The 19688-nt window shown below is 63.1% G+C and carries 15 protein-coding genes; 11 read left to right on the top strand and 4 right to left on the bottom strand.

Features of this window, described 5'->3' with window-relative positions; genetic code table 11:
- The first annotated feature begins 151 nt into the window (after positions 1 to 151).
- From LG367_RS07375 to LG367_RS07355, 5 genes are all read left to right on the top strand, one after another.
- Positions 152 to 490 carry a zinc ribbon domain-containing protein YjdM gene (locus tag LG367_RS07375; RefSeq protein ID WP_226468574.1) on the top strand — a complete coding sequence of 113 codons (339 nt, stop codon included), beginning with the start codon at positions 152 to 154 and terminating at the stop codon, positions 488 to 490.
- Positions 491 to 743: 253 nt separating this feature from the next.
- Positions 744 to 3398: a TonB-dependent receptor gene (locus LG367_RS07370; RefSeq protein ID WP_226468573.1), complete on the top strand. Its 2655-nt coding sequence runs from the start codon at positions 744 to 746 to the stop codon at positions 3396 to 3398.
- A 77-nt stretch (positions 3399 to 3475) separates the two neighbouring features.
- Positions 3476 to 6478 carry a serine hydrolase domain-containing protein gene (locus tag LG367_RS07365; protein WP_226468572.1) on the top strand — a complete coding sequence of 1001 codons (3003 nt, stop codon included), beginning with the start codon at positions 3476 to 3478 and terminating at the stop codon, positions 6476 to 6478.
- A gap of 21 nt (positions 6479 to 6499) precedes the next feature.
- Complete coding sequence (locus LG367_RS07360) at positions 6500 to 8653, top strand: N-acetylmuramic acid 6-phosphate etherase family protein (RefSeq protein ID WP_226468571.1); 2154 nt, start codon at positions 6500 to 6502, stop codon at positions 8651 to 8653.
- Positions 8654 to 8804: 151 nt separating this feature from the next.
- A complete protein-coding gene (locus tag LG367_RS07355; RefSeq protein ID WP_226468570.1) occupies positions 8805 to 9695 on the top strand; it encodes a bifunctional helix-turn-helix transcriptional regulator/GNAT family N-acetyltransferase in 891 nt (296 codons plus the stop codon).
- Positions 9696 to 9738: 43 nt separating this feature from the next.
- On the opposite strand, the gene LG367_RS07350 is transcribed toward LG367_RS07355, so the two are convergent.
- Entirely contained in the window at positions 9739 to 10236 is a 498-nt protein-coding gene (locus tag LG367_RS07350) for a hypothetical protein (RefSeq protein ID WP_226468569.1), read from the bottom strand.
- Between the two features lie 116 nt (positions 10237 to 10352).
- Between LG367_RS07350 and LG367_RS07345 the strand changes: the two genes are divergently transcribed.
- The 3 genes from LG367_RS07345 to LG367_RS07335 all read left to right on the top strand — a co-directional run bounded on the left by LG367_RS07345 (position 10353) and on the right by LG367_RS07335 (position 13535).
- The gene (locus LG367_RS07345; RefSeq protein ID WP_226468568.1) at positions 10353 to 10877 is read left to right on the top strand and encodes a GNAT family N-acetyltransferase; all 525 of its coding nucleotides are present in this window, start codon (positions 10353 to 10355) and stop codon (positions 10875 to 10877) included.
- A gap of 336 nt (positions 10878 to 11213) precedes the next feature.
- The gene (locus LG367_RS07340) at positions 11214 to 13157 is read left to right on the top strand and encodes a right-handed parallel beta-helix repeat-containing protein (RefSeq protein ID WP_226468567.1); all 1944 of its coding nucleotides are present in this window, start codon (positions 11214 to 11216) and stop codon (positions 13155 to 13157) included.
- A gap of 111 nt (positions 13158 to 13268) precedes the next feature.
- Positions 13269 to 13535, top strand: a complete 267-nt coding sequence (locus LG367_RS07335; RefSeq protein WP_226468566.1) for a DksA/TraR family C4-type zinc finger protein — start codon at positions 13269 to 13271, stop codon at positions 13533 to 13535.
- A gap of 73 nt (positions 13536 to 13608) precedes the next feature.
- Here LG367_RS07335 and LG367_RS07330 read toward each other — a convergent pair whose 3' ends face one another.
- The gene (locus LG367_RS07330; protein ID WP_226468565.1) at positions 13609 to 14103 is read right to left on the bottom strand and encodes a VOC family protein; all 495 of its coding nucleotides are present in this window, start codon (positions 14101 to 14103) and stop codon (positions 13609 to 13611) included.
- Between the two features lie 228 nt (positions 14104 to 14331).
- On the opposite strand from LG367_RS07330, the gene LG367_RS07325 reads away from it, so the two are divergent.
- Together LG367_RS07325 and LG367_RS07320 are read left to right on the top strand one after the other, a co-directional pair.
- The gene (locus LG367_RS07325; RefSeq protein ID WP_226468564.1) at positions 14332 to 14655 is read left to right on the top strand and encodes a metalloregulator ArsR/SmtB family transcription factor; all 324 of its coding nucleotides are present in this window, start codon (positions 14332 to 14334) and stop codon (positions 14653 to 14655) included.
- A gap of 30 nt (positions 14656 to 14685) precedes the next feature.
- Entirely contained in the window at positions 14686 to 16140 is a 1455-nt protein-coding gene (locus LG367_RS07320; protein ID WP_226468563.1) for a DUF2867 domain-containing protein, read from the top strand.
- Here the strand turns inward: LG367_RS07320 and LG367_RS07315 are convergent.
- Positions 16129 to 17322, bottom strand: coding sequence for a transglutaminase-like domain-containing protein (locus tag LG367_RS07315; RefSeq protein WP_226468562.1), 1194 nt, complete (start codon positions 17320 to 17322; stop codon positions 16129 to 16131). The genes LG367_RS07320 and LG367_RS07315 overlap by 12 nt on opposite strands.
- Positions 17323 to 17499: 177 nt before the next feature.
- Complete coding sequence (locus LG367_RS07310; RefSeq protein ID WP_226468561.1) at positions 17500 to 18276, bottom strand: AraC family transcriptional regulator; 777 nt, start codon at positions 18274 to 18276, stop codon at positions 17500 to 17502.
- Positions 18277 to 18414: 138 nt separating this feature from the next.
- On the opposite strand from LG367_RS07310, the gene LG367_RS07305 reads away from it, so the two are divergent.
- Positions 18415 to 19686 (top strand): MFS transporter, encoded by a 1272-nt coding sequence (locus tag LG367_RS07305; RefSeq protein ID WP_226468560.1) that lies wholly within the window; start codon positions 18415 to 18417, stop codon positions 19684 to 19686.
- Positions 19687 to 19688 lie beyond the last annotated feature (2 nt).

The following is a 19688-nucleotide window of genomic DNA, read 5'->3' as shown; positions in this document are numbered from 1 at the left end:
CCGCGGAGGCGGCCATTGCCCGAAAGGGCATGATGCGCTGCGTCAATGCCGGACATTCGCGAGTATCTGCTCTGATGCACTAAACATCAGGTAAGGGGTGTGGTCGCAGCGCGGCTATAATGTGCGCCCTCTCACTATTTTTCTGATTCTGATGTCCGACGCTCCCGCCTGTCCGCTTTGCGCGCTCGATCACACCTACGCGGATGGTGCGCTCTGGATCTGTCCTGATTGCGGGCACGAATGGAGTGACGGCGATGCTCCAACGGAGAGCGCCAGCGTCGTGCGCGATTGCAACGGCAATCCGCTCGCCGAAGGCGATACGGTCGTCGTGATCAAGGACCTGAAGGTCAAGGGAAGCTCGATCCCGCTCAAGCAGGGCACCGTGATCCGCAATATCCGACTGGTCGAGGATGACCCGGAGCACATCGAAGGCCATTCCGACAAGATCAAGGGTCTCGTGCTGAAGACCTGCTTCCTGCGCAAGGCGTAACAAGGTGTAACGATGCCGCCGCGCGCACCACTTCGTGGTCGTGAAGGTTGACTGCGCAGGCAAAACAGTTTCAGATCGCTTCGACATCAGGCGAGGAGCGTGATCGAGGGCATGGCGCGGATGGCGCATGCGCGATCTCCGAACCGGGGCATCAGGGGGTGATGCGCGATTAGCCGGATGCGTCGGAATCGACGCGTTCCGGTATCGAACACCAATCTGAAAGCTGGCTGCCCGCACGGGCAGGGGAGAGGGCATGATGACGATTCGCAAGACGATGCTGTCCGTAGGTATCCTCGCCGCGCTGGGCGCGGCCGCGCAGGTACAGGCACAGGAAGCGGCCACCACGGCGCTGGAAAATCCCGCACCGCAAAGCACCGCGCCGCAAGGCACGCAAAATCCCACCGAGCTCGACAAGGTGGTGGTGCAGGGCATCCGTGCCAGCATGCAGAGTTCATTGCAGACCAAGCGCAATGCCGATGCCGTGGTGGAAGCGATCACCGCCGAGGATATCGGCAAGTTCCCGGACAAGAACGTCGCAGAATCGCTGTCGCACCTCACGGGCGTCACCGTCGATCGAAATTTTGGACAGGGCGAGCAGGTCAGCATTCGCGGCACCGAGCCGTCGCTCAACCGAACGCTGCTCAACGGACAGACCATCGCCTCGGCGGACTGGCAGATCCTCGACGGGCCTGGCCGTACCTTCAACTACACGCTGCTTTCGCCTGAAATCGTCGGCCGGCTCGAAGTGTTCAAGTCGCCCGAGGCCCGCATCGACGAGGGTAGCATCGGCGGCACGGTGATCGTCTACACGCGCCGTCCGCTTGATCTACCCAGCAATACCATCAACGGCTCGTTGGGCCATGCCTACAACGATCGGTCCGGTGATGGTTCGCCCAGCATTTCGGGGCTGTATAGCTGGAAGAATCCGAGCGAGACGTTCGGCTTCCTGTTCTCGGCGTTGTATTCGAAGGAAGAACTGCGGCGCGATGGCGTCGAAGTATTCAGCTATCCGATCGTGGCGTCCACGGGCGTTGGCAATTTCACGCCTGTGACGGGCAACGATCGTAACGCCACGTTCCCGAATGCCATCAATTCAGCCCTGTTTCAACAGGAGCGTACACGCCGCAGCTTCACCTTCGGCTTGCAGGCCAAACCGACTGATGCATTCGAGCTCAATCTGACGGGCGTGTACATCAAGGGCGAGTACAACAATTACAACCAGAGCCGCTACGCCTTCAACAATTGCGGGGCGTCGGCGAGCATGGCCAAGTGCACGAGCTTCGTTACCGCCGCCAATGTTCGTGACGGCGTTGTGACGGACGCCACCTTCAGCGACGGCCTCACCTTGCTCGACGCCATCGACCGCGAGGCCGAGGTGAAAACCTATTCGCTCGACCTGCGCGCCGACTGGCGTGGCGATGGCTGGAATGCAAGCGCCGAGGTGGGCACGACCAAGGCCGATGGCGGCACGCAGCAGCAGCACTTCCTCGAATTCGAAGGGCGCGGTGGCTACACGTATCACATCGGCGACAAGTCGGCATCGGTGGATTTCGACAAGGATCCCGCCAATCCGGCCAACATGGAGAGGATCGGGCTTGGCGAACTGCGCCAGCAACCCACGCGGGACAAGGAACGCTACGCGCAGGGCGATTATTCGCTCAGTGTCGATTGGGGCCCGGTCAGCCAGTTGCAGTTCGGCGCCAAATATCGCGATCACGAGACCGGTCAGACCGATCGCATCGCTGCCGTCGACGCGAGCAGGTTGGCTGGTCTCTCGCTCGCCGACTTCGCCGGCGGAACCACGCCGGACGATTTCCTCGATGGCATCGACGCCGGTGGAGGTCTGACCGGCTGGTCGACGGCCGATCGTCTGGCATTGCGCGATTTCCTGCGCGGCGTTCCCGAGTATGGAAATCTGCAGGAAAGGCCGGAAGGCAGTTTCGATATCCAGGAGAAGATCGGCAGCGCCTACATGCAGGCGAACTTCGGCTTCGGCGCGGTGCGGGGCAATGTCGGTGTACGTTACGTACGTACTGAACAGACTAGTGTCGGACAGACTCGAACACCACCGACCCAGGAAAATCCAACGGGGCTGACTCCGAACAAGTTTGAGAAAACCTACAAGGATTGGCTGCCGAGCCTGAATCTGGCGTGGGATGTCCGCGACGATGTGGTGCTGCGTCTGGCCGCCTCGCGTGCGCTGTCGCGCGCCAACTTCGACGATCTGTCCTCGTTTATCGTGTTGCGCGATACGGTGAACACTGGAAACGGCGGAAATCCGAATCTCGAGCCCTATCGGGCCAAGAACTACGATTTATCAGGCGAATGGTATTTCAGCGATACCGGTTTGCTGGCGGCCACCGCGTTCTACAAAGATATTGATACCTTCATCGTCAATCAGTCGGCAAGGGAGGTGCAATTCAATGTGACTGATGGGGTATTTGAAGAGTACGACATCACGCGTCCCCGCAATGGCCGCGGAGGCCAGTTGTACGGATTGGAGCTGACGTTCCAGAACACGTGGGATTCCGGTTTCGGCCTGATGACCAATTACACGTATTCCGAGGGTGGCACCAGCGAAGGGCTCGAAGTCCCGTTCAACTCGAAGAATGTCTTCAACATCACGCCGTTCTACGAGAACGATCGCTTCAGCGCGCGTCTGACCTACAGCTGGCGCGACAAGTATTTCCGTGCGATCGGTGTCGACGGTGTGGTGACGACCAACGACGAGTACACACAGGTCGACGCCAGCCTCGGATTCAAGGTCAACGAGTACCTGGAACTGACCTTGGAAGGGCTGAATCTGCTGGATGAGACGCAATACCGCTACGCAGGCACCGAAGACCGGCCGCTTGGCATCTGGCGCAACGGGCGGCGCTATTTCCTCAATGCACGCGTCAAATTCTGAGGCATGCGCTTGCAGTGGAGGATCGTCGTCATCCCGGTCCACGCCGGGATGACGGCATCGGTCGTAGAGTTGTCGGCATGATCAAGGTAGGTCGCGTGTCCCGCACATCGCATCAGCGTCGTTGGCCGATTCTCAGGGCGGCGGTTTTCCTGTTCGTATCGGCAATTGGTTTCGGGTCTCGACCCGGCACGGCAGCCGAACCGGAGACGGACAGCCCCGTCTCCAAATCCGACATCCTGCGGGATCTGCCGGCGGCGGATCGGGATTGGGTCGAACGGACCTTCGCCGGTCTCGATCTCGATCACAAGGCCGCGCAGTTGGTCTTTGTGAAGACGGAAGCCCGGCCGCGTCCGCCGGATTCGCCGCAGACTGTGCAATTGCTGGAGCAGGTGCGCGATCTCGGAATCGGTGGTCTGGTGTTGTCGCGTTCCGAATTCGACACCGTCGTGCCATATCTCGATCGCATGCAGTCGGCGGCCAAGATCCCGTTGCTGGTGTCGGCCGACTTCGAGCGCAGTGCCGGATTCCGGGTCGATGAGGGATCGGTGCAATTGCCGGGCACGATGGCGATCGGCGCACTGTCGTCAGGCGCCGAGGAAGCGGCGCGCTTTGCAGGTGAGCTGACAGCGCGCGAATCACGCGCGTTGGGCGTGCACTGGGTGCTGGCGCCGGTGGCCGACGTCAATGTCAATCCGGCCAATCCGGTGATCAATACACGCTCGTTCGGCGAGGAACCCGAGCGGGTCGGCAAGCTGGTCGCGGCTTTCATCAAGGGTGCGCGTACCGCGCATCCGCCGGTCATGACCTCGGTCAAGCATTTCCCGGGGCATGGCGACACCGCTGTCGACAGCCATCATGGTTTGCCGACCATCACTGGCGATCGTGCGCGCTTGAATCGCGTGGAGCTCGTCCCGTTCCGTGCTGCGATCGCCGCTGGCGTCGATTCGGTGATGCTCGGGCACCTGCAGGTACCGGCATTCGATGCCAGTCTGGCGCCGGCGACGTTGTCGCACACCCTCACGACAGGATTGCTGCGCGACACATTGCGCTTCCGTGGCCTGGCAGTGACCGACGCCATGGACATGCGCGGCGTCGGTGGTGTCTGGGTGGGCGCGGCGGCGGTACGCGCCATCGCCGCGGGTGCCGATGTGCTGCTGATGCCGCCCGATCCACGCGTGGCCGCGCAGTCGATCGCACGCGCGGTGCGCGAAGGGCAGTTGCCGGTTGCGCGTCTGGATGAGGCAGTGCTGCGCGTGCTCGCCGCCAAGGCGCGATTGGGGTTGCAACGCCAACATCTGGTGGATGCCGAGGCGGCGCGCGAGCGGGTCGGGCGCAGCGACGATCAGGCACGCGCTGATGCGATCGCGCGCGAGGCCATCACATTGGTGCGCAATACAGGCGATGTCGTGCCGCTTCCGGTCGAACGGCGTCTACGCATCCTGCATCTGGTGGTGGCCAGCGACGGACTCGACAATCCCTCGGAACTGTTCGACACAGAACTCGATGCGCGCCGCATTCCTCGGGAAACGCAGCGTCTTTCGATCCGCTTGTCGCCGGATGAGCGCGATGCCTTGGTGACACGGGCGAAAGGCGAATTCACCCATGTCATCGTGTCGTTGTATTTGCGAGGCGGCGGTCAGATCGAAGCGAGTCAGGCGGAACTGTTGAACGCACTCGGAGCATCCGGAGTTCCGGTGGCAGCGATCGTGTTCGGCAGCCCGTATGTGACGATGCAGCTTCCGAAGTTGCCCGCCTTGCTGTGCGCATGGGGGCCGTGGTCTCCGAATCAGCGCGCCGCGGTGCAGGCGCTGCTCGGCGAGAACGTGATCGAAGGGCGGTTGCCGGTCACTCTGCCGGGCGTGGCAAAGGTGGGCGAGGGATTGCGGCTACCGCGTCGTCAACTCGGATTGGCGGTTGCATCGGATCAAAAGAAGGCCGCGATCGCTGCGGGTTTTAGGCCGGAAGGCTTGGATGCGGTGGCGCGACTGCTCGACAAGTCGGTTGCCGATGGCGCCTTCCCAGGCGGCGTCATTGCCGTCGGTCATGGCGGCAAGCTGGCGATGTTGCATCCGTTCGGCCATCTCTCCTATGACAAGAGCGCGTCCGCGGTCGCGGCCGACACGATCTACGACCTCGCCAGCCTGACCAAAGTGATCGCGACCACGACGATGGCGATGATCCTGGTCGATCAAGGACGATTGGATCTCGACGCCACGGTGGCATCGTATCTGCCGAGGTTCGTGGATGCGCCGGGGCAGGGGGCGGGCAAGGACACAATCACCGTGCGTCAGTTGCTGACTCACTCCTCTGGATTGGAAGCATCGGCGCCGCTGTACAAGGAAATCAAGGGCAAGCAGGCATATCTCGAACGAATCGAATCCATGCCGCTGGCATATCCACCGGGTACGGAAACCAGGTACAGCGATCTCGGCGTGATCCTGCTCGGTGAAATCCTGGAGCGTGTTGCCGGTGTGCCGCTGGATGTCTTCGTTCGCGAGCAGATATTCGAGCCGCTCGGCATGCGGGAGACGCGATTCTTCCCGCAGCTTCCGGCACCGGAACTGCTCGCGCGCATCGCGCCAACCGAGCAAGATCCATGGCGGGGCCGGATCGTCCGCGGCGAGGTGCATGACGAGAACGCGTATGCACTTGGAGGTGTGGCGCCGCATGCGGGGCTGTTCTCCACGGCGGGCGATCTGGCGCGTTTCGCGCAGATGTTGCTTTACGGCGGAGTGTTCGAAGGCCGTCGCATCGTGTCCCGCGAGACGCTCGAATTGTTCACCCGTCGTGCCGATCTCGTGCCCGACTCGAGCCGGGCACTCGGCTGGGATACGAAATCGCCGACCGGATCGTCGGCGGGCAATCTGTTCTCGGCCAATGCCTACGGGCACACCGGGTTCACCGGCACCTCGATCTGGATCGATCCCGAACGAGATTTGTTCGTGATCCTGTTGACCAATCGCGTGCATCCGACGCGCGAGAACAATCAGATCCGCACGGTCAGGCCGGCCGTCGCGGATGCGGTGGTCGAGGCGCTGGCCACGCCGGATCGGAGTTCGGACGCATCGCGGCCGCATTGACGTGAGAAAAGGAACGAGAGCATGAGCCATGTGTTCAAGCGAATGCAGAGCCCGATTCTGGCGGCTTTGCTGGTGGTCGTCACCGCCTGTGCAAGCACGCCGCCGCAGGAATTGCCTGCTGCCAGCAAGCAACAGGATGTGCTGACGCTGCTCGGCATCTCTCCGTCGCGGGAATCGGTCGATTACGTTCGGAACAAGACCCAGTTCCAGCTCCACACCTTGCTGACCGAGCAGCGGCATCAACGCACCTGGGATCTGAGCGAACGCATCTCGCAAGACACCGCCGAAGGGTTGCGGATGCTGTTCTCGGTAGACGACGACATCACCGCGCGGCTGGAAAAGCTTTCGCGGGAGCCGGCTCCTTCGGCGCTCTCGGATGCCATCGAACAGGCGCTGCTGCAGCGCAGGAAGATCTATATCTACGGAACCGGTGCGACCGGTCGCCTCGCCAAGGAAATGGAAAGCACATTCTGGCGACCGTTCTGGCGTCGTGTACTCGCCGATCCCGCGATCCGGGCGAAGCTCAAACCGCATTTGTCCGCCGATATCGAATCGGAATTGATCGGTGAAATGACCGGCGCCGATCGTGCCCTGATCAGCTCGCTCGAAGGCTTCGAGGATCTGCAATTGATCGGTCGCCTGCAGCTTGCCGATCACGGCATCCGCAAGGGCGACGTGGTGATCGAGGTGACGGAAGGCGGGGAAACCTCCGCCGGTATCGGCACCGTGCTGGGCGCGCTCGATCAGTGGAAATTCGTCGAGGGCGAGGGCGGAAACAAGCCGGCCACGAACTACGATCCGGCCGAGGCCGCCAAGCATCTGTTCTTCGTCTACAACAATCCGGATTCCGTGTTGCTGCCGTTCGAGCGCAGCCGGCAGGTGATCGAGCAGCCTGGCATCACCAAGCTCAACCTGACCACGGGGCCGCAGGCCATTACCGGTTCGACGCGGATGCAGGCGACGACCATCGAGACCTTCGTCATCGCGCATGCGGCGCAGGAGGCGGTGGAGCGTGTGCTCGAACGATTCCTCGACGCCGAAGATCTGGCCCGGCTGGGCTTTGAACGCGGAACCTCGCTGCAGCAACGCTTCGCGCGATTCCCGGAAGTGTTGTCCGCGGTCAAGGTCACCGTGCTCGATCTCGCCAAATTGACGGACCTCGAATCCGAAACCTATCGCGACGGCCATTTCTCGACGTATTTCGCCGATCGCGGCCTGATCACCGTTTTCATCGATAGTACCGAGCGTAGCCCGACGTTTCGTCTGTTCCCGCTGGATATCGTCAACGAAGCGCAGCGCAAATCCTGGATTCAGGTGTGGGCGCCCGCGCGGGATACGCAGGAAGCCTGGCGCAAGATGCTCGGACGCTCGTTCCGTGGTTTGCAGCCGGAGCGTTATCGCGAGCCGTTCGCGACGCGCATTGATGATCCTTATCTTCGGAATGCGGCGTTGGAGAGCCTCAAGCGCGCGGGCGACGATCAGCAGGCGCTTTACGATTTCTCCTTCGAGGATGGCCTGAAACATCGTGGTCCGCAGCCCGGCGATCTCGGCGTGATGGTGGCGGTGGGGGACGAATCGCGAGCGCTTGCCGATCGTGGGTCCGCATTCGCACGTTTCGGAGTCGCGTTCGAAGAACACGATGCGCGCCTGGGTATCGTGCATGTCGGCACCGAACCTGCGCCGGTATGGGGTGATGCCGATGCCATCGTGCATGTCGCGGTCGGAACACGGGACGATCCGTTCGGTGTCGATCAGCAGATCGCGCTGAAGATGCTTCTGAACGCGCATTCGACCGCCGTGATGGCCCGCCTGAACAAAGTGGTCGGCAACACGATGACCAACGTGAGCCCCAGCAATCTCAAGCTCATAGGTCGCGCGACCTATCTGATCCAGTCGCATGTCAACGATGTGCTCGCGAGCGAGGCCTGGACGCGGCGATACGGTAAGCAGGCGCCGGTCACGTACGCACAGGCCAACGCCGTGCTGTTCGACACGATCGGATTCGTCCGGGAAAAGAAGAAGGCGGGGGATCAGGCGGCGGCGGAGGTATCGCTGGCGATCGTGCGCATCCTGGAGTCGCTACGCCTGCAGCGAGCGGTTTCGTATGACGAAGGGCTCGCGCTGCTGAAGACCGGTGGCTTGAACGGATATCTGGCGGGTCTCAGAACCCCCTGAATTGATGGCAAAACGGCGGCGTTAACCGGCTTTCCCTCCACAAATAGCTGGACTTGACGTCGATAATTTATCTGACTAAAGTCAGACAATGGATTCGGAGCAGATTCAACAAGTTCGCAGCTTCAACCGCTCGGTCACGCGGCGGATCGGAGTGCTGAACGACAGTTACCTGGGTCGTGGCCGACCGCTGAGCGAGGCACGGCTGCTGTTCGAGATCGGCAGGGAAGGAGCGGAGCTTCGCGATCTGCGCACACGGCTGTCGCTGGACTCCGGCTATCTGAGCCGCCTTCTGCGCTCGCTGGAAGCGCAAGGGCTGGTGACGTCGCAGCGTGCTCCCGACGACAGCCGGGTACGGCGAGCGACCCTGACGCGCAAAGGGTTGCGCGAGGTGGAGGAACTCGACCGCCGCTCCGAGGAATTCGCGACCTCGGTGCTGGCGCCGCTCGGTCCGTCGCAGCGCGATCGCCTGGTCGCGGCCATGGCGGAAGTGGAACGGCTGATGCGGGCGTCAGCCGTCACCATCGAGGTCGTCGACCCAGGCAGCGCGGATGCCCGCGCATGCATCGAGGCGTATTTGCGCGAACTGGACCAACGTTTCGATACCGGATTCGATCCGGCGCGCAGCCCGTCGGCGGATCCCGAGGAGCTCACGCCGCCAGCGGGATTGTTCCTCATCGCGCGCCTGGACGAGCAAGCCGTCGGCTGCGGCGCGTTCAAGGTGAAAGGCCGTGGGATCGGCGAGATCAAGCGCATGTGGGTGGCGCCCTTCGCGCGCGGGCTCGGCATTGCCCAGCGCATCCTGGATGCGCTCGAGGCACACGCGGTCGAGGCTGGTCTGGACGTGCTGCGGCTCGATACCAATCGCACGCTCAAGGAAGCGCAGGCGCTCTATGCCCGGAACGGGTATCGGGAGATCGCGCGCTACAACGACAATCCTTACGCGCATCACTGGTTCGAGAAGACAGGCCTACAGCCGTCAAAGATGCGGCGGGGCGCGAAAGCACTTCCCAAGCCGAAAGGTGCCGGCAGCACCGACGCGTAGGCGCCAGCGCGAACAGTCACGACCAGCCGCGCGAACGCCGCTCCTACTTCGGCGGCGCATCCCGATAGCGGAAGGTCAGCCAGATGCCGACCGCGACCGCGTAGCAGAGATTCGGCACGTAGGCTCGGTCCAGCGTGGTGACGTGCGTGGAGATCGCCATGAAATTGGTATACGCCGCCTGCGAAAGCGTGAAGGCGGCGACCATCAGCATGAAGCGGATCGGAACCGGATTGCCCATCTGGATGGCGATGATGGTGGCTTCGGAAACCAGCACGCCGATCATGAAAGGCAACAGGCCGCCGATCAGAACCAGGCTGATCAGATTCTCCTGCACGCGCGCCAGCAGCATGAGGTCGGCGAAGGTCAGGCCGAGGGGGCGGGAGATCAGGAACAGCAGCAGGCCGCTGCAGAAGGCCATGATCCGCACGTACTGCTCGGCGCCGGTGGCATTGAGGATGACGCGGATCGCGATCCAGATCTGACTGGAGATCGTCAGAAGGATCAGCAACTGCTCAAGAATGGTGAAGACGTCCCACTTCATGCCGGTCCGTGGAGGGAGGGTGTGATCGGCAAGGATACATGGCCCCCGCAGTTCGCGTCTTCTGCACCCGGTTACGCGCCTGGACCCGCCCGCCGATGCCCCCTGGGCGCCACGCCATGGCAGGGAAGCCCAGTGTCAAGCTCGGGAGCACCCCAGCCTGTCTTTTATCGGGCGTGGAAGTACGCTTGAGCCGGGTGAGCGATGGGGTGCCGAGCATGATCGAGTCCTCCCGGGTGCTGTACGCGCGGGAAGCCGGGCTGGATGTCGCCGAATTCCGGCGTGTTCTGGTGGAGTCCGGTCTCGGCGCGATTCGTCCGGTCGACGACGAGGCGCGGCTTCGGATGATGTTGTCGGCGGCGAATCTGATCGTGACGGCGCGATTGGACGAACCCGGAAACTCCCTTGTGGGGGTCGCGCGTTGCGTCACCGATTTTTCCTGGTGCTGTTATCTGTCGGAGCTCGCGGTCTGTGCTTCGGCGCAGAACCTCGGCATCGGCAAGGGGCTGCTCGATGAAGCGCGACGCCAGTTGGGGCCGAGCGTCAGCTTGATCCTGGCTTCGGTGCCGGATGCTGTCGGGTTCTACGAACGGGCCGGCATGGCGAAACTGCCCGATGCGTTCTGGTACAAACGTGAATACTGATCGTTCGCAGATTGAGCGCTATGCCACGAGATGACGGCTTTCACGACAGTGAAAACCGTACGCCGGGCGATGGCCGAATGGTGATGGAGTCGCGCTTCTGGCTTACGGCATTTATGCAAAGTGTGCGCGCCGCTTGGGGTTCGCAGTAGCGGCGCAATTTAATCGTTCGACCAGGGGAGTTCACTAGTGAGCATCAACCAGCGTGCGCTGCTTTCCCGTCTTGGGAAGCCAGCCAAGTTCTTGGGCGTTTCTGTATTGGTTTTCGCTTCGGGCCTTGTCGCCCCCGTTGCAGCCACTCGCCATAACATTGCGGGTGCGACCCGCGCCGAAGCCAGTTTGCTATGGCCGGCCGAGCCGCCGGCGCAGATCTGCGGCAACACAGCATTGCTGGATGGGCCGGCAACGGCTCCCGAGGGCGCCATCATCGTGCCGGCCGGCAGCAACAGCGGTTTCAATTTCAATCAGCCGGGCGCCACTTTCTGGTTCGAGCCCGGTGTGCACACGCTTGGCGACGACGTCTACGGACAGATCATCGCGCGTGACAACACGACCTATATCGGCGGTCCCGGCGCGATCATCGATGGCCGCAATCTGAACCTCTACGCCTTCACCAGCAGCGCGCAGGACGTGACGATCCGCCACCTCACCATCCGCAATTTCGGTCGAGGCCTGGACAATAACAACGAGGGCGTGGTGAACCACGACGCCGGCGACGGCTGGCTGGTGGAATACAACACCATCATCAACAACGACGGCGCCGGCGTTTTCCTCGGCAGCAACAACATCGTGCGCTACAACTGCCTCAAGGATAACGGGCAGTACGGATTCAGCATGTTCAAGATGCCGATCGAAGGCGATTCGGCGATCAAGAACATCGTCCTGGACCACAACGAGATCGCCGGCAACAACACCGACGACTGGGAAACCCGCGAGCCCGGTTGCGGCTGCACCGGCGGCGGCAAGTTCTGGGACGTCAACGGCGCGCGCATCACCAACAACTGGGTACACGACAACAAGAGCGTCGGATTGTGGGCCGATACCAACAACATCGATTTCCTCTTCGAAGGCAACTACATCGCCGACAACGAGGACGAGGGCATCTGGTACGAGATCAGCTACAACGCCACCATCCGCGGCAATACCTTCCTCAACAATGCGTGGGTGAAAGGCCAGCGCAACCAGGGCTCGCCGGCGCCGGCGATCTATCTGTCGGAATCCGGCGGTGATGCGCGTCTGGCCAGCACCGTGTCCGGTGCCGCCAAGATCCGGATCTACGACAATTATTTCGAGAACAATTTCTCCGGCGTGTCGATCTACGAGAACGCCAACCGCTTCTGCAACTCCAACGGTAATACCAGCAAGGGCTACTGCACGCCTTTCGTGCATCCCACGCTGATCCCGGAGCCGCACGACTACGACTATCTCGATCCGATCAGCGCCACGCATCCATGCTACACGCAGGTCAGCAGCGAGCCGTATCGCACGGACTGCCGCTGGCGTGCGCGCAACATCGAAGTGACCAACAACGAGTTCTATTTCGACCCGGCGGTCGTTCCCTGCGCGGGAGCGGACTACTGCGGCGTGCAGGCCCTGACGGCGACCGGTGCCGACAATCTTCCCTGGTCGCCCTATACCGTGGCGGGCATCCAGGACGAGGTGATGTTCAACGCTAACAACAAGTTCGCGAACAACCACTATTACGGCCCGTGGCAGTTCGCCAAGCGCTGGGGCGAGCGCATCAGCTTCTCCGCCTGGCAGGCCGCGCCGTACTTGCAGGATGCGGGCAGCACCAGCGACCAAGGCGGCGGTCCAGGTCCAGTGGGCAACCTGATCGACGACGACACCTCGACGCTGGAAGATTCCGTCGGCTACTGGGGTGGCTGGTACAACGCCAACGTCTCGCGCAGCACGGAACAGGCGCATGGCGGCAGCCACAGCCTGCGTGTCGACATCACCGACTCGTATTGGGGCGTGGAGGTTGCCAACTATCCTGGCTATGTCGCGGGCTCCGGCCCGAAGAGCGTCAGCTTCTGGGTCAGGGGCGGGGTGGGTGTCCCCAGCAATCCGAAACTGGTTCTTGAATGGCGCGGGGATTCCGGCCAGGTCCTGGCTTCCAATGCCATCGCGTTCCCGGCCTTGACCGCGGACTGGCAGCAGGTGACGGCCTCGGTCGACGCGCCGGCGGGCACCAGCAGCGTCTTGATCACCCTGGTCGGATCGGGGAGCAGTGGCGTCTCGTTCTACCTCGACGATGTGGTCATCGAAGAGGACCAGCCCTGACGCATCAAGGAAGCTCTCGTCATCGACAGGGCTTCCGCGAAGTGCCGATGTCGAAGGTTCATGCCTGCGGCGCTATGCTCGCGGGCATGTTCTTTTTATGGGAGAACTGACATGGCCACCGGATGGGCAGGCGACGGCGCCGTACAGGACCAGATCGACGCAACCATCAAGGACGCGATCAAGCGTGCGCGCAGCCAGTTGCCGCAAGGGCCTGGATTGACGCATTGCGAGGAATGCGATGCGGAAATCCCCGAGGCACGGCGCAAGGCCATGCCGGGCGTGCGTCTGTGTGTTTCCTGCCAGGAGGCGCGCGATCAGGAGCAGGACGGTTATGGCGGCTACAACCGGCGCGGGAGCAAGGACAGCCAGCTGCGTTGATGGTGTTCCGCATCCCAAAGCGTTAACCGGGAATCGCGCGGCCAAGCCGCGCGATTTTTCTAAACCCGGCGAGTCATGCCGCCGCGCGTTCCAGTGTGGCGAGGTCGATCTTTTTCATCTGCATCACCGCTGCCATGACGCGGCTGCCTTTCTCCGCGTCGGGATGGTTGAGAAATTCGGAGATCTGCCGCGGCACAATCTGCCAGGACAGGCCGAACTTGTCCTTGAGCCAGCCGCATTGCTGCGAACGTTCGTCGCCGCCAGCGGTGAGGCGATTCCAATAGCGGTCGATTTCCTCCTGGCTTTCGCAGTTCACCACGAACGACACGGCTTCGTTGAACTTGAAGTGCGGTCCGCCGTTGATCGCGGTGAAGCTTTGTCCGTCGAGTTCGAAGGCGATCGTCATGACCGATCCTTCGGGCCTGCCCGTGGCTTGCGCGCCATCCTTGGTGTAGCGGGTGGTGCTCACGATGCGGGAGTTGTCGAAGGTCTCGAGGTAGTAGGCGACGGCTTCTTCAGCCTGATCGTCAAACCACAGGAAGGGAGTGATGCGCTGCGCGATGGCCATGATGGTGTCCTCGGTTGTTGTTTGTGGGAAAGGCGCCGCGAACGACAGCGGGAAGGGCTCCGGTCACGCGTCCTTGAAACCTAGACGAGCGGGCTCGGGCGGAATCGACATCAGAAGCGCGCTTAAGCTGAACCATTCATCTTTGCTTGCGGGGACTTTGCATGGGCTCTTGACGGCCTAGCGTTCATCAGATAAATAATTAAGTAATTTCTTAACTAAAGAACTGCTATGGACCGCGTCTTCGAAGCCCTGGCCTCCGCCGCGCGCCGCAAGATCCTGGCCTATCTCAACGAGGGCGAGCTGACCGCCGGCGAGATCGGGACCAGGTTCGATTTCAGCAAACCGGCGCTCTCCGGCCATCTGCGGATCCTGGAGGAGGCCGGCCTGATCGCCCGCGAGAAGCGCGGGCAGTTCGTCTATTTCCGGCTCGTGCCGGACCGGTTGGCCAACACGTTGTTCGCCTGGGCGGCGGAGGTGTGTCCGGTGGCCGGGCCGCTGAAACGCGAGAGCCGCGCGCGGGTGCGCGGGAAGACACCATCGACCGCCGGTTGAACGGCCTGACAAGGAAGGAGAGGGGGCACCATGCTGACGACCACGAAAGTCATCCGTACTTTTCCGAGCGTGCGCATCCGTCCGCATGCGGGCGGCCTGCCGATCGAAGTGTCGCTGATCGCGCAGCTCGGGCTTGGTGGAGGCGACCAACTCATCGAAAGCGCATCGGGGCGGCAGCGGGGGCACGAGGCTTTCATCGACGAGCTCGATGAGCCGTCGGCGCGTCTGGGCGGCGTCGATCTGGCGAACGGGGATGTGACGTCGCTGTATTCGTTCACCGTGGGCGCGAACGGGCATCCGTTCCATCGTCATGCCGGCCACCGCGTGTTCACCGCGGTGTCGGGCAGTGCCGGGACGCAATTGCGCTTCTCGAACGCGTCCGTGGAAGAGATCGCGGAGGATCCGCAGCGGTTCGTCGCGTCGTTGCACCACGTCAATATTCCGCCGGATTGCCTGTTCACCGTTCGCTTCGGCGGCGGGACGTGGCATCAGTTCGTGCCGTTGCAGGGGCGTTCGTCGCATCCGGCGATGTTCGCCTTGTCCTGCCATACCAATGAACTTGGTGGCGATCTTCCGCAGGCGCTGCGTCAGCGCGTGATCGACAATCGCGCCGATATCCCGGCCTTGACCGAAGTGTTGCCGCCGAACGTGCGCGATCTTCTCGAGAGCGAATCTTTCGATGCCTCGCGCGTTCCCACATACGCGCTGTCGTTGGACGCGGCGCCTGCATCGCCGCTCGCGCGTCTGTGCGCATGGACGCGCGGCGCGCTTGGTCGCGTGCGCGGGGCGTGGGGGCGCTGGCGTGGGCCGAGCGGGTTCCTCGCCGACAACGGCGGAGGCCGGCTGGTGGAAGAGCTCGCGGCGCCGCCGGTGGATTCCCTGCTGCGTGCGCAGCTGGATGGCAAGCAGACGCAAGAGGACACGTTCGAACTCACGACGGCCGCGGGCGAATTCGGCAATGCCTCCGCCAGCGCGATCCTGGGCTCGATGCTGCAAGGATTCCTCGAAAACCGGCCCTTGGGCGTCTCGCAGTTGATGGCCTTCCGCAATGTGCTGGTGAGGCCGCTGGGACTGCGCACTTCGCCGCTGGGTTGCCCGGCCTCGTCGCTGCTGTCGACGACGTCGGAAGGCTGGTTCGCCGGCCGTTATCCCGTGCTGGCGCAGCGCGTCGATTCTTCGGGCGGGCGCGCCCAGGTGATCCTCGGCGCGGACGACAAGCATCTCGTGTTCCGTTCATGCGTCGGCGTCGAACTGCTGCCGGATGGGCGCGTGAAGTGCACGCTGGGCACGCGCGTGCGCACGCGCAACCTGTTCGGCCGTTTCTACATGGGCGTCATCGACCGCATGCATCGCGGTTACATCTCGCCGACCATGCTGCGGCTGGCGGTGGATCACGCGGTGCGGGAATTGCGCGAAGCGCCACGGCGAAACGCCGCGCCGGTGATCGGCGCGGACGTTCTCGACTGCCTGCTGTCAGTGCGCTAGCGCGGAAGCCTTCGACCAGCGCCGCAGGCTGTCCATCTTGGCCTGATAGCGGTTGCGCATCACCGCGTCCTCGCTGCTGAGGGCCAGGGCGCGGCTGAGTTCGCGCCGGGCGCGCTCCATGTCGCCGGAGAGGAAGTACACGCGAGCCAGGCCGAAGTGGAACTGGTGGACCTTGTCATACAGGCGAATCGCGCGGCGATAGTGCGTGGCGGCGACGGCATAGTCGCCGCGCTTCTCGGCCTGATCGGCCTGCAGGAACTGATAGAACGGATCGCCGAGCTGGGCTCGCCGCAAACGGTGCATGTAGGTGTCGACCTTGGCTTCGTCGCCGGTGAACCGATATAGGTTGACCATGTTCGACAGCGCCGGCGCATAGGATGCGTCGCGTTGCAGGGCGGCGAGGTAATCGCGTTCGGCCAAGCCAGGCTGGTGATTGCGCATGCGCAGCACACCGAGATTATTCCAGGCCGGCGCGAAACCAGGGTCTTGCGCCAGCGCGGCGTCGAAGTGCGCCTTGGCCGCGACGATGTAGCCGTCCTGCATCAGTTCGGAGCCGCGGTTGTTGTAGAAATGCGCCAGCGCGCGCTTGTCGGAAATACGCTTGGGGCCGCCGCGCGCGAGCAGGATGTTGCGATCCAGATCCACGGTGCCCTGATCGGTGCCGAGCTGGATGCCGACGTTGACGTGTCCGGCGTTGTAGAGCGTGTTCTCTTCCTGATACCAGGAGAGCGCCTGACCCACTTCCTGCACATAGGCGCTCACGCCGGCTTCCCGCGCCAGCGTCACGAACAGCAGGGTGAAGGACATGCAATTGCCCTTGCGGTCACGGAAGGTCTGCTCGATGGTGCGGGTGACCGAGGAGTCGTACTCCAGGCCGAGACCCTGCTTGCTGAAGATGTAGTCGACGAGCAGCTTCATGCGCCGCTCGCGCGAGTAGCTCTTGTTGATGACGTTCTGCCGCAATTGCGCACGCAGTTCCGGCGGGATCACGATGATCTGCTGCGGGCTGGGCACGGAGATCGGCACGATGTCGGCGGGGACCGCGAGCGGTTCCGTTGTCGTCACGGATATCGGGTCTGCGATGCCGGGAGCGGCCAGTGCCGGCGCGGTCGCGCCGTGGACGGCCATGCAACATCCCAACGTGGAGGCGGCCAGCAGGGCCGCTGCGGTACGGGGAATCATGTCGAGCCCTCCATCATGTGGGAGGCGATGTCGCCATGCCGAGTCTATCCCTTTGCCACTGCGCCGGCGCAAGATTTTTTTGGATCGTCGCGGGGGCGGGGACATTGTCCGGAAACGGCGATTTCGTGGCCGCCGGACGCAACGAGGGAGGGATGGGCGAGTCCGCCTGCGAGGGCTTCACTGGCCCTGCAGATAACGGCTGGGAGAAGCCCCGAGCGTGCGCCGGAACGCGGCGGTGAAGGCGCTGGCACTGCTGTAGCCAAGATCGGTCGCGACCTGCGTGATCGAGTCGCCCAAGCCGAGCCGCGTCAGCGCCGCGAGCAGACAGGCCTGCTGACGCCAGAGGCCGAAACTCATGCCGGTCTGCTGGCGAAACAGACGGGTGAAGCTGCGCCGGCTCATGCCGGCCTTGTGCGCCATCATGTCGATGTCGATTTCGAGTGCCGGTGCTTCCATCAGTGCGCGGCAGATGCGCGCCAGTCGAGGATCGCGTGGCAGCGGCGTGTTGAGCGCGAGTGTCGGCATCACCGCGATCTCATCCACCAGCAATGCCATCAAGCGGCCGTCACGGCCATCCAGTGCGTATTCCGCCGGCAGATCGACCGCTTCCAACAGCAATGCGTGGAGCAGGGTGGACACCGCGATCACTTGGCAGTGCGTCGGCAGGCCGACGGCCTGCGCGGCTTCGGGGCGGACGAAGACACTGCGCGTGGACACCGCACCGCTCATGCGCACCTCGTGCGTGACGCCGGGCGGAATCCACAGTGCGCGTCGTGGCGGGACCACCCAGCTGCCTTCATCGGTGATGGCGCTGACCACACCGGCCGAGGCATAGAGCAGCTGTCCGCGCTTGTGCGAGTGCGCCGGCAGGACGTAATGCGGCGGGTACTCGTTGCCGGTGGCGACCACGTCACGAGGCGTGTCTTCGTAGAGGCTGGCGCGGGTCTGGCGCATGGTGTCTGGTGTCGATCCGGGGGTTGGCCCGGATTCGATATAAATTGGCCCGATGATTCGGGCAGGCCGAGGCCGGCAACTCTAAAGTGGCGCCGCCGCCGTGGCAAGGCGGCAAGCCCCCACGCTGGAGTGACCGCCATGCAAACACGAGTCGAAGACGCCGCCATCGATGGCGCGATGGAGAGTGCGATCGCGGCGCCGTCCGCGTCCGCCGAGGAACGCACCGCCTATACGGTGCTGGGTGCGATCAGTTTCTCGCACCTGCTCAACGACATGATCCAGTCGCTGATCCTGGCGATCTATCCGATCCTCAAGAGCGGCTTCAATCTGAGCTTCGCGCAGATCGGTCTGATCACGCTGGTCTATCAGCTCACCGCGTCGTTGCTGCAGCCGGTGGTGGGCATGTACACCGATCGCCGTCCGCTGCCGTATTCGCTGCCGGTCGGAATGGGTTTCACGCTGTGCGGATTGCTGCTGCTCGCGTGGGCGCCGAATTTTCCGCTGCTGTTGCTGGCGGCGGCATTGGTGGGAACGGGGTCCTCGGTGTTCCATCCGGAATCCTCGCGCGTGGCGCGCATGGCCTCGGGCGGAAAGCATGGGCTGGCGCAATCGCTGTTCCAGGTCGGCGGCAATGCCGGTGCGTCGTTGGGACCGCTGCTGGCCGCGTGGATCATCGTGCCGCATGGGCGCGGCAGCGTGGCATGGTTCTCGCTGGCGGCGCTGCTGGCGATCGTGGTGCTGCTGCAAGTCGAGCGCTGGTACGCGCAGCATCATGCGGTGCGTGGAAAGCCGGCGGCGAAACGCAATATCGGTGAAACACTGTCGCGCGGCCGCGTCGCCGCCGCGCTGGTGATCCTCGGCGTGCTGGTCTTCTCCAAGTATTTCTACATGGCCAGCCTCAGCAGCTACTACACGTTCTATCTGATCCACACCTTCGATGTCTCGGTGCAGAGCGCGCAGACACATCTGTTCGCGTTCCTGGCGGCGGTGGCGGCGGGTGCCCTGATCGGCGGGCCGGTGGGCGATCGCATCGGGCGCAAGTGGGTGATCTGGATCTCGATCCTCGGTGCGGCACCGTTCACGCTGTTGCTGCCGCATGCGAATCTGTTCTGGACCGGCATCCTGAGCGTGGTGATCGGTCTGATCCTGGCCTCGGCGTTCTCGGCGATCCTCGTGTACGCGCAGGAGCTGCTGCCCGGACGCGTGGGCATGGTGTCGGGACTGTTCTTCGGTTTCGCCTTCGGCATGGGCGGTATCGGCGCGGCGTTGCTCGGCGAACTCGCCGATGCGCGCGGTATCGATTTTGTCTACCAGGTCTGCGCGTATCTGCCGCTGATCGGCGTGATCGCGCTATGGCTGCCCGATCTGAACGGAAAGAAGAAGTTGAAGCAGGCCTCCGCGGCGGCGTGAAC

Source organism: Luteimonas panaciterrae (assembly GCF_020511115.1).
Lineage (GTDB): Bacteria > Pseudomonadota > Gammaproteobacteria > Xanthomonadales > Xanthomonadaceae > Luteimonas > Luteimonas panaciterrae.
The sequence above is the reverse complement of the archived record's forward strand: the minus strand, read 5'-3'. Positions and strand labels throughout refer to the sequence as shown.